Source organism: Dyadobacter endophyticus, assembly GCF_014641595.1.
GTDB lineage: Bacteria > Bacteroidota > Bacteroidia > Cytophagales > Spirosomataceae > Dyadobacter > Dyadobacter endophyticus.
In genome coordinates, this window is record NZ_BMIA01000003.1 from 137,684 (window position 1) to 150,751 (window position 13,068).

The 13,068-nt window shown below is 50.0% G+C and carries 16 protein-coding genes; 6 read left to right on the forward strand and 10 right to left on the reverse strand.

Annotated features, from left to right (window positions below):
• Positions 1–176 precede the first annotated feature (176 nt).
• The gene (locus IEY24_RS20355) at positions 177–1,571 is read left to right on the forward strand and encodes a YML083C domain-containing protein (protein WP_188935502.1); all 1,395 of its coding nucleotides are present in this window, start codon (positions 177–179) and stop codon (positions 1,569–1,571) included.
• A 20-nt stretch (positions 1,572–1,591) separates the two neighbouring features.
• On the opposite strand, the gene mtgA is transcribed toward IEY24_RS20355, so the two are convergent.
• Positions 1,592–2,278: a monofunctional biosynthetic peptidoglycan transglycosylase gene (gene mtgA / locus IEY24_RS20360; RefSeq protein WP_188935504.1), complete on the reverse strand. Its 687-nt coding sequence runs from the start codon at positions 2,276–2,278 to the stop codon at positions 1,592–1,594.
• A gap of 123 nt (positions 2,279–2,401) precedes the next feature.
• Here mtgA and IEY24_RS20365 point away from each other — a divergent pair, with 123 nt between their 5' ends.
• Positions 2,402–3,682, forward strand: coding sequence for a DUF2851 family protein (locus IEY24_RS20365; RefSeq protein WP_188935506.1), 1,281 nt, complete (start codon positions 2,402–2,404; stop codon positions 3,680–3,682).
• A gap of 10 nt (positions 3,683–3,692) precedes the next feature.
• On the opposite strand, the gene IEY24_RS20370 is transcribed toward IEY24_RS20365, so the two are convergent.
• The 6 genes from IEY24_RS20370 to IEY24_RS20395 all read right to left on the reverse strand — a co-directional run bounded on the left by IEY24_RS20370 (position 3,693) and on the right by IEY24_RS20395 (position 7,315).
• A complete protein-coding gene (locus IEY24_RS20370) occupies positions 3,693–3,890 on the reverse strand; it encodes a hypothetical protein (RefSeq protein WP_188935508.1) in 198 nt (65 codons plus the stop codon).
• 85 nt (positions 3,891–3,975) lie between these two features.
• Positions 3,976–5,391: a CCA tRNA nucleotidyltransferase gene (locus tag IEY24_RS20375; protein WP_188935510.1), complete on the reverse strand. Its 1,416-nt coding sequence runs from the start codon at positions 5,389–5,391 to the stop codon at positions 3,976–3,978.
• A gap of 98 nt (positions 5,392–5,489) precedes the next feature.
• Positions 5,490–5,693 carry a helix-turn-helix domain-containing protein gene (locus tag IEY24_RS20380; protein ID WP_188935512.1) on the reverse strand — a complete coding sequence of 68 codons (204 nt, stop codon included), beginning with the start codon at positions 5,691–5,693 and terminating at the stop codon, positions 5,490–5,492.
• 2 nt (positions 5,694–5,695) lie between these two features.
• Positions 5,696–5,989: a type II toxin-antitoxin system HigB family toxin gene (locus tag IEY24_RS20385; RefSeq protein WP_188937255.1), complete on the reverse strand. Its 294-nt coding sequence runs from the start codon at positions 5,987–5,989 to the stop codon at positions 5,696–5,698.
• Positions 5,990–6,085: 96 nt separating this feature from the next.
• A complete protein-coding gene (locus IEY24_RS20390) occupies positions 6,086–6,457 on the reverse strand; it encodes a globin domain-containing protein (protein WP_188935514.1) in 372 nt (123 codons plus the stop codon).
• 84 nt (positions 6,458–6,541) lie between these two features.
• Positions 6,542–7,315, reverse strand: a complete 774-nt coding sequence (locus IEY24_RS20395) for an AMP nucleosidase (RefSeq protein ID WP_188935515.1) — start codon at positions 7,313–7,315, stop codon at positions 6,542–6,544.
• Positions 7,316–7,366: 51 nt separating this feature from the next.
• On the opposite strand from IEY24_RS20395, the gene IEY24_RS20400 reads away from it, so the two are divergent.
• A complete protein-coding gene (locus IEY24_RS20400) occupies positions 7,367–7,816 on the forward strand; it encodes a type I restriction enzyme HsdR N-terminal domain-containing protein (protein WP_188935517.1) in 450 nt (149 codons plus the stop codon).
• 94 nt (positions 7,817–7,910) lie between these two features.
• On the opposite strand, the gene IEY24_RS20405 is transcribed toward IEY24_RS20400, so the two are convergent.
• Together IEY24_RS20405 and IEY24_RS20410 are read right to left on the reverse strand one after the other, a co-directional pair.
• Entirely contained in the window at positions 7,911–8,519 is a 609-nt protein-coding gene (locus IEY24_RS20405) for a YceI family protein (protein ID WP_188935519.1), read from the reverse strand.
• Positions 8,520–8,571: 52 nt separating this feature from the next.
• Positions 8,572–9,036, reverse strand: a complete 465-nt coding sequence (locus IEY24_RS20410; RefSeq protein WP_188935521.1) for a MarR family winged helix-turn-helix transcriptional regulator — start codon at positions 9,034–9,036, stop codon at positions 8,572–8,574.
• Between the two features lie 203 nt (positions 9,037–9,239).
• Here IEY24_RS20410 and IEY24_RS20415 point away from each other — a divergent pair, with 203 nt between their 5' ends.
• Genes IEY24_RS20415 through IEY24_RS20425 form a run of 3 tightly spaced genes read left to right on the forward strand, consistent with a single transcriptional unit; the run spans position 9,240 to position 12,425 of the window.
• Complete coding sequence (locus IEY24_RS20415; protein WP_188935523.1) at positions 9,240–9,815, forward strand: Maf family nucleotide pyrophosphatase; 576 nt, start codon at positions 9,240–9,242, stop codon at positions 9,813–9,815.
• Positions 9,816–9,824: 9 nt separating this feature from the next.
• Complete coding sequence (locus IEY24_RS20420; RefSeq protein ID WP_188935525.1) at positions 9,825–11,354, forward strand: alpha-amylase family glycosyl hydrolase; 1,530 nt, start codon at positions 9,825–9,827, stop codon at positions 11,352–11,354.
• 60 nt (positions 11,355–11,414) lie between these two features.
• Positions 11,415–12,425: an SMP-30/gluconolactonase/LRE family protein gene (locus IEY24_RS20425; protein ID WP_438821074.1), complete on the forward strand. Its 1,011-nt coding sequence runs from the start codon at positions 11,415–11,417 to the stop codon at positions 12,423–12,425.
• On the opposite strand, the gene IEY24_RS20430 is transcribed toward IEY24_RS20425, so the two are convergent.
• On the reverse strand, positions 12,426–12,974 hold the full coding sequence (locus tag IEY24_RS20430) for a hypothetical protein (protein WP_229222780.1): 549 nt from the start codon (positions 12,972–12,974) through the stop codon (positions 12,426–12,428).
• Between the last annotated feature and the right edge of the window lie 94 nt (positions 12,975–13,068).

Sequence of the window (13,068 nt, forward strand, 5' to 3'; positions counted from 1 at the left end):
CGTCAGCATGGAGGACCGATTAGGGAGTATTGAAAAAGGGAAACAGGCCGATTTGATCCTGATAAAAGGCGATCCTTTAAGAACATATAGGCTACCCGGAACGTTAGCAAGGTGATGCTGAACGGGGTTTGGGTTAAATAGGCAGGAATCACTACATTGCTTTCAAACAACAGACTATGAAAAATCTCCTTCTGATCATCCTGACCGCATTAATGCTCTGGACAGGCAACCAGGTCTTCGCCCAGGCCGAAGACGAAAAACTCGATCTTCCCGGTGATAATCTGAACCTGTATGCGGTTTTGAAGCTTTTCCAGGAATCGGAAACGCTGGAAAGCTTCGAGCGAAAGCTGAATGAGGAAGATTCAGAGATCAACAACCTCGACCTGAACGGCGATAATCAGATCGATTACATTCGTGTGGAAGACAATGTAGACGGCAACCTTCACACGATCAGCCTGAAAGTGGCCGTCAGCGAAACGGAAGATCAGGACGTGGCGGCATTTTACGTCGAAAAGAAGGACGATGGTGAAATATGGATACAGCTCATAGGCGATGAGGATTTATATGGGAAAGATTATATTATCGAACCCAATTCACAGTCGGGAACGGTCTCTGAAACGCCAAATCCCGGTTATAGCGGAAACCGGGAGGTTCAGCCCGCTGTACAGCAGAATATCACTTATGTTTCAAACTGGCCGGTAGTTCAATTTATTTTCGTACCAAGATATGTCGTCTGGCGGTCACCGTGGCGGTGGCATTACTATCCGTCGTACTGGCACTCCTGGCGCCCACGCTACTGGCATTATTACTATGGCTACCACTACCATTGGCATTACTATTACAACGGGCATTTCCGCCGCTGGCCCAGCTACCGCAACCCGGTTTGGCATACACATTATTACGGCGGCAACTTCCGCTCACGCTCAGCAGTGGTGCGTACGCGCTACACAAGAGGCGATTACCGCGCGACTTACTCCCGTCCCTCGTCTGCACGGCAGGGCTCCGCGTTATTTGTAAAACGAAACCCGAAAGCCCCTACCACGCGGGAAAGGCTCCCCAATTTTGACAAAACAGGCCGCCCGATGATCACCCGCCCGTCGACGGGCCGGCCAGGCACTACCAGGCCGGAAGTTGGTGACGGCAACACGCGACCTTCTGTGGAGAGGCCCGGAAGTGGCAATAGCGGCCGTCCGGGAACAGGTCGTCCAGATAATGGCCGACCAGACGTTACACGGCCAGGTACCGGTCGGCCAGATGTCACCAGACCCGGCACGTCGCGGCCCGTCAATCCTAGCCCGGGAGTAACGCGGCCGGATATCGAGCGTCCGACGCGCCCAGAGAGACCGGATGTTTCAAGACCAACACCAACACCCCGACCAGAAGTAACGCGGCCTGCGCCCACACCCCGTCCGGAAGTAACAAGGCCCAACATCGAACGTCCGGCGCGGCAGACACCTGCCGCCAGGCCAGTGCCAACACCAAGTCGTCCGGAAACATCGCGCCCTGCCACCCAGCCATCCAGCCGGCAGCAGAGCTCACCACGTTCGTCAAGAGAAGCGGAGCGGCCGTAGCCGCGGGGCAGTTAGGTAATTTACAAATCAGCCAGATACTTCTGCCCGCCCAGATACCGCATTTGGCGGACGATCTGGTTGGTACGCTTGTTCACATACGCAGAAGGGTTTTTAATCGAGAAGCGGATCGGGTTCGGCAGCACCGCGGCAATGCGCGCGGATTCGTAGCGTGTAAGGCGTTTCGCCGACTTATTGTAGTATCGCAACGAGGCCGCTTCGACACCAAAAGTCATTTTCCCCATTTCAGCTACATTTAGATACACTTCCAGAATACGCTCCTTACTCCACAATACTTCGATCAGCACGGTGAAATAGGCTTCCAGACCTTTGCGGATGTAACTGCGGCCGTGCCAAAGAAATACATTTTTGGCGACCTGCTGCGAAATGGTACTCGCGCCACGCGCCCGCTTGCGATCCTCTGTCATGGCATCGTAAATCTGGTCGAAGTCGAACCCCCAGTGGTTAGGAAAATTCTGGTCTTCGGACGCTACCACCGCCAGCGCAACTTCTTTTGAAATGTTTTCGTACGGCTCCCAGTCATGATGGATCTCGGTATCCTCGTCCTCGACAAACGCGTCGATCTTCCGAGAAATCATATAAGGTGTCACCCAAACGGGTAAAAACCTCAAAACAATCACCCAAACCACTGAAATCACAAAAAAAGCAAGGAAGATTTTGAGCGCAATAAATTGCAGACGGCGGAGCATAAAACTTTTTTACTTCTACAAACAGAAACCAAGTAACAAAAACAGCGTACAAAGAACAGAAACTAATCAGGTTTAGGCAAAGAAATAAGCGCCTTAATCGCCAAAATTTTAATTACGCTGTTTATGAATGAAGATTTACTCAGTTTTATCTGGCGCTTCCAGTATTTCGAAAAAAAAGAGCTGGCTACCGACGAAAATCTGCCGCTGTCCATTCTCCGCCCCGGCCAACGCAATACCGATGCCGGCCCGGACTTTTCTGACGCCCGCGTTTCTATCGACGGCGTGCTATGGGTGGGTAGCGTCGAAATCCATGTAAAGGCTTCCGACTGGCGCCTTCATGACCACGAGCAAAACGGTGCTTACGATGGTGTGATCCTGCATGTGGTTTGGGAAAATGATCAACCGGCCATGCGCCGCGATGGCACATTCGTTCCCACCTTATCGCTGAACGGGCTGGTAAAAGCGTCTATCTTGGAAAGGTACCGCTGCCTGCTCGACGAAAAGGATACTGTTCCCTGTAACCGCCAGTTTGGTGACGTAGAGCAGATCTGCAAATATTCCATGCTGGATAGGGTATTGCTAGAAAGGCTCGAACGCAAGGCGCTGGAAATTCAGCATTTGAACGAAACAAACCAGCAGGACTGGGAGCAGACAGCCTACCAATGGCTTGGCCGGCATTTTGGGTTCAAATTGAACGATGTGCCATTCCAGCGACTTACGGGGATTGTTCCCTGGAAAATTATCCGCAAGCATACCGACCGCCTTATTCAGGTCGAAGCATTGTTGTTTGGCTGTTCCGGACTCATCCCGGTGGATTCGGAAGACATTTATATTCGTCAGCTTCAACAGGAATTCCGGTTTCTGAGCGCCAAGTATAAGTTAGCGGACGACATCATGCAACCACACGAATGGAAATATGCCCGGTTGCGTCCCGCGGGTTTTCCTACGGTCCGGCTGGCACAATTTGCACGGTTACTATGCAATACCGGCGGTTTTCTGAACCGGTTTGTCGTTTCTGACCATTTCGATGAAGTACGTGGATTGTTCCGGATCGTGCAATCGGCCTATTGGCGGGAACATTACCTGTTTGCAAAAAAAGCGAGAGCGCAAGTGCCGGTTCTGGGTACGGATGCCGCCCACTTGCTGATAGTCAATGCCGCAGTGCCGTTACTTGTCGCCTATTCCAGGCAAAGACGACAACCCGAGCTGCTCGATAAAGCCATCTACTGGCTTTCGGAGATACCTGCCGAAGACAATCGTATTACCCGAGAGTGGGCGAGGCTGGGTATGCGCGTGAAAACCGCGGCGGACTCGCAGGCATTGATTGAGTGGTTCAACAATTATTGTACTCCAAGACGGTGCCTCGAATGCATGGTAGGCGCTGCGCTCGTCAGGGATTCCTAGCCGGGGGCACCTAGCCTTTAACCAGGTTAACGCCCGTCAGCAGAAATACCGTTCCCACCAGGAATGGCACGATCGATTCCCATTTGGTAACAGTAAGGCCCAGTACGGGCTTGTCCGATAAAAATGCGACGCATGCGAAAAGCAATACCGCAATACCTAAAATGGTGAGCAACGAACCGAAAAAACGTTTGAATTGAGCGTTTTCCATGAAAAGTGTCTATGAGGAGATTAAAAAGTTCGCAAAAATATTAAATATGCGCTGGCATTGGCGTGGTTACTATAAAAAATGTGCCTTACACACGCTTAAGACCCATTTTTTCACCCTCTCCGATCATGAATTCAAAGGCAGGACCGTATTCGTTGGGAACAATCCCTTCCAGGATCGCTTCGCGCACCGCTTCCTTGATAATGCCTACTTCCCGTGCAGGCTTCAATCCGAATGCTTCCATGATCATTTCCCCGGTAATGACCGGCTGGAAATTGCGGAGCTTGTCGCGCTCTTCCAGGTCTTTGAGCTTCTGCTCTACGAGGTTGAAATTACTGATGAAACGTCTCACCTTCTCCGGATTTTTGGAGGTAATATCTGCCCGGCACAGGTTCATCAGCGCCTCAATATCCTCACCGGCTTCAACAAGCAAACGCCGCATCGCCGAATCGGTAATTTCCTCTTTGGAAAGCACGATCGGGCGCAAATGCAGCCTGACCAGTTTTTTCACGAACCGCATTTTCTCGTTCAACGGCAATTTCATCCGGCGGAAAATCACCGGTACCATCCGCGCACCAACCTCCTCGTGGTTATGGAACGACCATCCATTACGCTTATCGAACTTCTTGGTGGCAGGCTTGGCAATATCGTGCAGAATAGCTGCCCAGCGAAGCCAGAGATCATCTGAAACCTGGCAGACATTATCCAGCACCTGCAAAGTGTGGTAAAAATTATCCTTATGTCCTTTGCCTTCAATGTGCTCAACACCCTGCAGTTCTACCAGTTCGGGGAAAATAATGGCCAGCAGTCCTGCGTGATAGAGTAGTTTAAAACCGTAAGAAGGAGTTTTGGAAAGGATGATTTTGTTCAACTCGTCGGAAATCCGTTCCATCGACACAATACTGATGCGCTCCTTCATTTTAGTAATCGCATCGAATGTGTCAGGTTCAATATCGAAGTTGAGCTGGCTCGCAAACCGGATCGCACGCATCATGCGCAGCGGATCGTCGGAAAAAGTAATTTCGGGGTCGAGCGGGGTGCGGATAATCCTTTTACGAAGATCGCTCATGCCTTCGAACGGGTCGACCAGCTCGCCAAAAGTACCTGCATTGAGGCTGATACCCATTGCATTGATGGTAAAATCGCGGCGGTTCTGGTCGTCGGCCAACGTGCCGTCTTCCACCGCCGGCTTACGGGAATCAGAACGATAGGACTCCTTCCGGGCGCCTACAAACTCAATTTCGAGGTCGCCTTGACGAATTTGTGCAGTACCAAAATTCTTAAAAACACTCACATGCACATCCGGCCCAAGCCTGTTGGCCACCATTTCGGCCAGCTCGATGCCGCTGCCGATGGAAACAATGTCGATATCCTTGCTATTCCTTTTGAGTATCAGGTCCCTGACGAACCCACCGATTATATATGCCTCCACACCCAGCTCCTTCGCAGCCGCGACAACTTTTTCCAGGACGGGGTATGGTGTCAATTGCTCTTTGAAATTCATGCCGCAAAGGTAGGGAATTCTTGTTCGACATGAAGCGCGGGGGGATTACTGAACCATTGATATTCGCGAATAAGCGTACAGACCCGACGTGCCGGTACCTAGACTTTTTCCACCCCAACCTTGACGGCTTCAACCGGCTTCGGTATCTCTATCGGATAATGCTCATTGTCGTAGGCTTCAATAAGATCAGCAAGCATACCTGCTTCGTCGCCTTCCGGCGTACCGATCGGCGCGTCAAAGACCTCATTAAATCTTTTCAGGGCCTGATCGAATTCCTCTTCTGTTTCGATTGGTTTAAGCATGATTAAATCAAATTTGCGTCGATTTTGTCGTATTTCTGATGCGTTCCGATAAAGCGAATAAAAATAAACTGCCTCTCAAATTCGAAGCGAGCAACTAACCGATAACTGTTGCCTTTGATGTTAAACACCATGCGACTATCCTTCAATATACTCACATGACAAAAAACTTCTTTGACATCAACAGGCGACTTCCATTCGGCCCTAACCGCCAACTCATACCATTTCCGGAGATACTCTTCCGAATCGGGGTGCTTTTCCCAAAAATTTTGCAGTGTGCGTTTCACGAAAACCCTCATGGATAATCTGTTTACTAAAATACAATGTTCCGGGGCATGGAACATCATTTAGACGTCAGAATATCGAAAGGGTAACGGTTTGTAGAATAAACTTTTTCAGGAATTCACCATAAAAAACGCCGTCCGCGGGAACCGGTCAAACAACTCATCTTTCAGCTCTTTGCTGAGTGGCAATTCGCTCACGGCGGATGCCATGCATTGCAGCCAGGCCACGGCGTCGTCTTCGGTGATGGTGTGGGGCATGTGACGGGCTCGCATCATGGGATGACCGTACACATCGGAGTAGAGTTGCGGGCCACCGAGGAATTGGGTGAGGAAAAGACGCTGCTTTTCCTTGATCAGGTCTTTGTCCGTTTTGAAAAGCCGGGAAATGAGCTCATGCTCAAAAACCTGATCGTAGAATTTATCGGTGAGTTGCCGCAGCGCGGCGTCGCCGCCAATGCGCTCGTATAATGACTGTTGTTCCATAAAATTAGCTACCGGATTCACTACCGGCCAACTTTACAACTCCGAAGCTACCGCCACAGGTTCCCACAGCGATCATGACTGTTATCAGTTCTCGAAACGCATATGCTTCACCGATTCCCCGGAGCGGGCAAGTTCGGTCAATGCTTCAATGCCGATTTCGAGATGCTGTTTCACATAGCTCGACGTCACTTTTTTGTCGCTTTCCTCGGTTTTTACACCTTCCGGCACCAGTGGATTGTCGGAAACGAGCAGCAATGCGCCGTGCGGAATGGAGTTTGCGAAACCTACAATGAATATAGTAGCGGTTTCCATGTCGATGGCCATCGCGCGGATTTCCCGCAGGTATTCCTTGAAGCTGTCGTCGTGCTCCCAGATGCGGCGGTTGGTGGTATAAACCGTGCCGGTCCAGTAATCGAGCTTCTGCTTTTTAATGGCGGCCGAAACGGTACTTTGCAAACGGAAGGACGGTAATGCCGGAATCTCAGAGGGCATGTAGTCATCGCTCGTACCTTCGCCACGGATAGCGGCGATCGGGAGGATCAGGTCACCTACCTGTGTTTTCTTCAAACCACCACATTTACCCAAAAACAACACAGCCTTTGGATTAATGGCGGATAATAAGTCCATTACGGTAGCAGCCATAGGGCTCCCCATCCCGAAATTGATAATGGTAATATCCTTCGCTGTCGCGGTTTGCATGGCGCGGCCCTGTCCCCGTACTTCCACCCCGAACTTTTCGGCGAACATGGTCACATAATTTCCGAAGTTGGTCAGCAGGATGTAACTTCCAAACTCCTCCACAGGCGTACCCGTATAGCGTGGGAGCCAGTTTTCGACGATCTGTTCTTTGGTGGTCATGAAATTAGCAGGTTTGTTGGTGAAGGCACCAGGGGTTGATTATCTTCGTTCATGGAATCATTGAACCTTCCCGGATTCGCCTACAAAGTTAAGCAGGTAAACGGGAAACCGCATATTTTCGACATCATCCGCAGGAAATTCGTAACGCTCACTCCTGAAGAATGGGTGCGCCAGCATTTCATCCATTTGCTCATCACGCATTATGGCTATCCCAAATCGCTTTTCGCGATAGAGACTGGCTTACAATACAATACGCTCGCCAAGCGTACCGACATCATGGTACTTTCCAACAATGCATTGCCATTCCTGCTGGTCGAATGCAAAGCCCCGTTCGTTAGTGTTTCAGACGCCACTTTCGCGCAGATCAGTCGTTATAATTTCACATTACAACCTCAATACCTGGCAGTTACCAACGGAATGGCACACTATTGCTTCCAGGCTGTGAACGGGCAAATCCATTTCATGGACGATTTCCCCCAATACCGCGATTTCAATTCCTGACCACAAAAAAAACCTGTCCAATACAGACAGGTTCTTTTAACATTCAGGTCATACAAATGCCGACGGTTGATACCAGGCAACCGCCTGCGGGTAATTATTTTGCAGCAACCAATTTCACGTCGATAGAGAAATCGTCGTGGATCATTTTGTCGCCGAGGTTATCGAAAAATGATTTCGAGTTGTATTTAATGTCGTATTTCGAACGGTCAACAACGAGTGTACCAGTCGCTTCCGCACCAGTAGCAGTAGTTTTAACGGTTACAGGGAAAGTTACCGGTTTGGTAATGCCTTTGATCGTCAGGTCGCCGGTTACATCGTAAACACCGGTTGCTTTTGGAGTAGCTTTTGTCACTACGAAAGTTGCAGTAGGGTGTTTTTCAACGCCGAAGAAATCGTCGGATTTCAAGTGTCCGATCAGTTTACCGTTGTATTCTTTGTCGGTAAGATCAGTACAAGTAATGCTGTTCAGGTCGGCAACGAATTTACCGCCGGTCAATTTAGCGCCGTCCAACGTGATCGTTCCTTCTTTCAAGGTGATTTTACCTGTGTGCTCGCCGGTAACTTTTTTACCCACCCAGGTCAGTTCGCTTTTAGCAGGATTCACTTTCAGGCTGGTGGCTTTTTTACCATTGTCTGCTGAAACAGAAGAAGATACAAACAACGCTACTGCAAGAGATGCGACAAAAAATTTAATTGATTTCATTGTAGTTTTGATTAAAAATTAAAGTGAATTATGGATTTGTGTTAATTGTGTTCTAAGCTTGATTTTCGTTTTCCCGCAGCTTGTCGAGCAATGCGCTGATCTGCTCGGCTTCCGCTTCGGAAATAATATTGAAACGGTTTTCCCAATCCTCAATAAACGGGTCCAGCACTTTCAGCAGGTCGAGCCCTTCTTCGGTAATCACAACGTCCACGGCGCGGCGGTCGCTTTCACAGGATGTCCGCTTGGCCAGGTTCTTCGCCAGCAGTTTGTCCACAAGCCGGGACGTGTTGGAACTCTTATCGAGCATGCGCTCCGTAATGTCGCTCACCTTGATCGGGTTGCCCTGCTGTCCCCTCAGAATCCTCAGCACGTTATATTGTTGTGGCGTAATGTCGTGCTCCTTGAAAGATTCCAGCTGCTTATATTCGAGCCACTTGGTGGTATACACCAGGTTTAATGCCAGCTTTTGGAAGGGGCTTCGAAATTTTTTTTGCTTTATATCAGTTTCAATAGACATAGCCAATCGGGTTAAATGCAATAATGATGTATATACATTTAATGTATTAACATCTATTGGCAAAGAAATAGTTCAGTCAGGTAAAAAATATTTTAAAAAATTTTATCAAAGGATAGAGAAATACAAGTAAGTAACTGATTTCCAATGACAAAAATTGAATACCAATAACAACCACCTGACTACCCCAATGACAACCACCTGACATGATCCCGTTAAAAAAACCGCTGATCCTCGCCTCCAACTCCCCCAGAAGAAAACAATTACTACACGAAGCCGGCTTTGAATTCGTCGTTGAAGTGCTCCCCACCGATGAAAGCTACCCCGCAGAGTTACCCGCAGAAGCGGTAGCAGGTTATATTTCACGGGAAAAAGCCGAGCAGTTCCGTGGCCACAGCCCCGAATCCCTGGTATTGACGGCGGACACGGTTGTGATCGCTGACCACCACATTCTCGGCAAGCCAGCCGACCAGGAAGATGCCTTCCGGATGATCCGGATACTTTCAGGCAGAAGCCACAAGGTTGTGACAGCGGTGAGCCTGTTGTCGGATGGTGAAATTCAAACCGTGGCCGATATAGCAGAAGTTTATTTCCGAAACTTGGAAGATTGGGAAATCAACCACTATATTGAGCAATACAAACCCTTCGACAAAGCTGGCTCCTATGGCATCCAGGAGTGGATAGGGATGGTCGGGATAGAGAAAATCGAAGGGTCGTACTACACGATTATGGGCTTGCCGGTCCAGGTCGTTTACCAGCTATTGAAACCGCATTTTCATTAATGCCCCGCTATGTTTGCAGACAGGTCAGCCAGTATCCCGAAAGTTTGTTATGAGATATTCGTCCGTTCTTTCTGCGATTCGAATGGCGACGGCATCGGCGACCTGAACGGTATTATTTCCAAACTGGATTACCTGGCCGATCTGGGTATCGAGGCGATCTGGCTCACGCCAATCCATCCTTCACCAAGCTACCACAAATACGACGTCACCGACTACTACGCCATCGATCCCGAATATGGCACGATGGGCGACTTCAGGCGTCTGCTCGCGGGTGCGCACGAGCGCGGGATCGCCATTTACCTCGACCTCATCGTGAACCACACCAGCACACTGCATCCGTGGTTCGAGGAAGCGCGCAAAAGCAAGGACAATCCCTACCGGCACTTCTATTGGTGGATGAACGAAGATCAGATCGATCACCTCGGTATTTCTGAACGGGAAACCTCCGACGATTCGCAGGTTGTCTACCCATGGCACAAGAACCCCGGTGACGACGAAAAGTATTACGGCCTTTTTTACAAAGGCATGCCCGACCTCAACTATCATTCGGAGGCATTGCGGGAAGAAATCGCTAAAATTATCCGTTTCTGGTTGAATGACGTGGGTGTAGATGGGTTTCGTCTCGACGCGGCCAGGCATATTTACCCCGAATGGGATCAGGAGCAGAGCACTAGTTTCTGGGAGTTTTTTTCAAAAATCGTGGGAGAAGTAAAGCCGGGTGCATTTACAGTAGCCGAAGTATGGGCCGAAACCGAAGAGGTAGCCCCCTATTTCCGCAACTTGAATGCCACTTTTCATTTCGATCTCAGCTTTGCATTGCAACGTATGCTCCTGGCCGGGCGCGATGAGGAGATCATCGACAAATTACAGGCGAGTTTTAATCTGTTCCAAAAATACAACCCGCTATTTGTCAATGCGATTATGCTTACCAACCATGACCAGGAGCGGATAGGGAGCGTTGTAGGCGGCGATATCGAAAAGATCAAACTTGCCGCCAGTATTCTGCTTACACTCCCGGGCCAGCCCTATTTATACTATGGGGAAGAAATTGGGATGCTGGGGAAAAAGCCAGATCCCTACATTCGCGAGCCTTTCCTCTGGGCGCCCGACCCCGACGATCCGCAATTGACCAACTGGATCACGCCGGAATTTACAACCCTGAAAACAGTGGCGCCCCTTTCGGAACAGACCGGCGATTTAAATTCTGTTTTCAATCATTACAAAAAACTCATACACCTGCGCAGAAGCGAGCCCGCGCTGAACCAGATCCTTGCGCCCAACCTGCAACCCGTGCGCCTGGGGGACGATCGGCTGCTCGCCTATTTCCGCCCGCACGTCGACCGGTCGCTCGTTATCATTCATAATCTCGGAGATACCGAAAGTGAATTAACAATACCCGAAGATAAATCGCTGTTTACCCAAGTGCTGTTCTCGACTGATCCATTGCATGAGACGAATCTGACGACGAAGCGGTTATCCGCACATTCGAGTATCATTCTGGCACCGGCGGGCAATACCCGCACTGGCGAAAAGCAGTAGGGAAGTACCGCACCGGTTCTTTATTGCTAAATCGTTGTCGGTACTGCAAATGCATTCCCTATGAAATCCGGTATTGTTTCCACCTGTCTGATCCTCCTTCTGACCTGTACTGCTATGGCGCAAAAGTCCTACCCTACGATGGGCAAGATCGTCTATGAAGATCCCTCATTCGAAAAATTGTTGTCCAAAGAGGCTAAAATTGAAGTGTTAGCTTCGGGATTCGAGTGGTCGGAAGGGCCGGTGTGGGTTAAAGACGGCGGTTACCTGCTGTTTTCAGACGTTCCAAAGAACAAGGTTTACAAATGGGATGAGAAGGAAGGTCTTTCCATATTTCTCGAACCATCGGGCTATACCGGCCGCGGCGTTTACAGTGACGAACCTGGCAGCAACGGCCTGATTATCGACAACAAAGGCCGCCTCGTTTCCTGCGAACACGGCGACCGCCGCATTTCGGCCATGCCTTTAAATATTGGTGGAAAAGTTACGCTGGCAGATAATTTCGAAGGCAAGCGCTTCAACAGCCCCAACGACGTGGTGCAGCACAGCAACGGCGATTACTACTTCACCGATCCGCCGTACGGCCTTGCCAAAAAACACGAAGACCCCACCCGCGAAATCCCGCAATTCGGCGTGTACCGCATTCATAAAGACGGCAAGGTGAGTATGCAGGCGAGCGACCTCAGCCGCCCGAACGGCCTCGCGTTCTCACCCGACGGTAAGACCTTGTATGTTGCCCAATCCGACCCCGAGAAGTCGATCTGGATGGCTTACCCGCTCGATGCGAACGGCAATGCGGGCAAGGGAAAGCTGGTTTACGATGCCACGTCCATGGGTAAAAGAGGCGTTCCCGGCCTGCCCGACGGCCTCAAAATTGATAAAGATGGCAACCTGTGGTCGTCCGGCCCGGGCGGCATGCTCATTATCAGCCCCGCCGGAAAGCTGCTCGGCCGCATCGAAATGGGCGAACTGACCTCCAATTGCGCCTGGGGGAATGATGGATCCACATTATATATGACGGTAGACGGCTACGTTTGCCGCATTAAAACCAATACAAAAGGCGCGGGCTGGTAATCAGTTTTTCTTCCTGTATTCGCGGAGCGTAGCATCGACGTCGCGTTTCACATTGGCCCAATCGGATTTGCCATTGCGGTAAATGTTGGTGTAAGTTTTGTAAAGCATCAGCCGGTCGTCACTGATCCTGTCGAGTTCTATGGCCATCACCTGCCGCGACGAAGATTTGGCATTTTTGTATTCGTTGAGCAGGTTATTGTATTTGTTTTCAAGATTATCCAATTCATACAGAACCACTTCCGCAAGCTTGTCCATTTCTGTATACTGGTTGAACAGCTGCTGATTATAACCCGCATTACCGCTTATGGGTGTAGTAACACCTCCTCCCGAACCATTACCGTCCACGACCCGGTCGTAATCCTTTCGATAATTCGGGTCGGCCGTTTGACTATCCCTTGTTCCCTCCGGAGCGCGCGAGGAGCGGTCGGTCGATGAAGTCGATGAAGAAACGCCGTGGCGTTGGTCGTAGCGCCGCTGCAATGCTGCGGAGCATGAGAAGGTTGCGACGGCAATAGTGGCGATCGCCGCCATGATAGAAAGTCTTTTCACCGATAATTCCGTTAAAAGTTATGCCTCAGGCCCGTGCCGAGATTGGGATTAAAGTAAAAGAATTTAGGAATAAATTCAAGATAACGATCATCCT

What these genes read in the sequence shown, in the direction of transcription:
- IEY24_RS20355 (WP_188935502.1), top strand. Translation starts at nt 177, where the DNA reads ATGAAAAATCTCCTTCTGATCATCCTGACCGCATTAATGCTCTGGACA.
- mtgA (WP_188935504.1), bottom strand. Translation starts at nt 2,278, where the DNA reads ATGCTCCGCCGTCTGCAATTTATTGCGCTCAAAATCTTCCTTGCTTTT.
- IEY24_RS20365 (WP_188935506.1), top strand. Translation starts at nt 2,402, where the DNA reads ATGAATGAAGATTTACTCAGTTTTATCTGGCGCTTCCAGTATTTCGAA.
- IEY24_RS20370 (WP_188935508.1), bottom strand. Translation starts at nt 3,890, where the DNA reads ATGGAAAACGCTCAATTCAAACGTTTTTTCGGTTCGTTGCTCACCATT.
- IEY24_RS20375 (WP_188935510.1), bottom strand. Translation starts at nt 5,391, where the DNA reads ATGAATTTCAAAGAGCAATTGACACCATACCCCGTCCTGGAAAAAGTT.
- IEY24_RS20380 (WP_188935512.1), bottom strand. Translation starts at nt 5,693, where the DNA reads ATGCTTAAACCAATCGAAACAGAAGAGGAATTCGATCAGGCCCTGAAA.
- IEY24_RS20385 (WP_188937255.1), bottom strand. Translation starts at nt 5,989, where the DNA reads ATGAGGGTTTTCGTGAAACGCACACTGCAAAATTTTTGGGAAAAGCAC.
- IEY24_RS20390 (WP_188935514.1), bottom strand. Translation starts at nt 6,457, where the DNA reads ATGGAACAACAGTCATTATACGAGCGCATTGGCGGCGACGCCGCGCTG.
- IEY24_RS20395 (WP_188935515.1), bottom strand. Translation starts at nt 7,315, where the DNA reads ATGACCACCAAAGAACAGATCGTCGAAAACTGGCTCCCACGCTATACG.
- IEY24_RS20400 (WP_188935517.1), top strand. Translation starts at nt 7,367, where the DNA reads ATGGAATCATTGAACCTTCCCGGATTCGCCTACAAAGTTAAGCAGGTA.
- IEY24_RS20405 (WP_188935519.1), bottom strand. Translation starts at nt 8,519, where the DNA reads ATGAAATCAATTAAATTTTTTGTCGCATCTCTTGCAGTAGCGTTGTTT.
- IEY24_RS20410 (WP_188935521.1), bottom strand. Translation starts at nt 9,036, where the DNA reads ATGTCTATTGAAACTGATATAAAGCAAAAAAAATTTCGAAGCCCCTTC.
- IEY24_RS20415 (WP_188935523.1), top strand. Translation starts at nt 9,240, where the DNA reads ATGATCCCGTTAAAAAAACCGCTGATCCTCGCCTCCAACTCCCCCAGA.
- IEY24_RS20420 (WP_188935525.1), top strand. Translation starts at nt 9,825, where the DNA reads ATGTTTGCAGACAGGTCAGCCAGTATCCCGAAAGTTTGTTATGAGATA.
- IEY24_RS20425 (WP_438821074.1), top strand. Translation starts at nt 11,415, where the DNA reads ATGAAATCCGGTATTGTTTCCACCTGTCTGATCCTCCTTCTGACCTGT.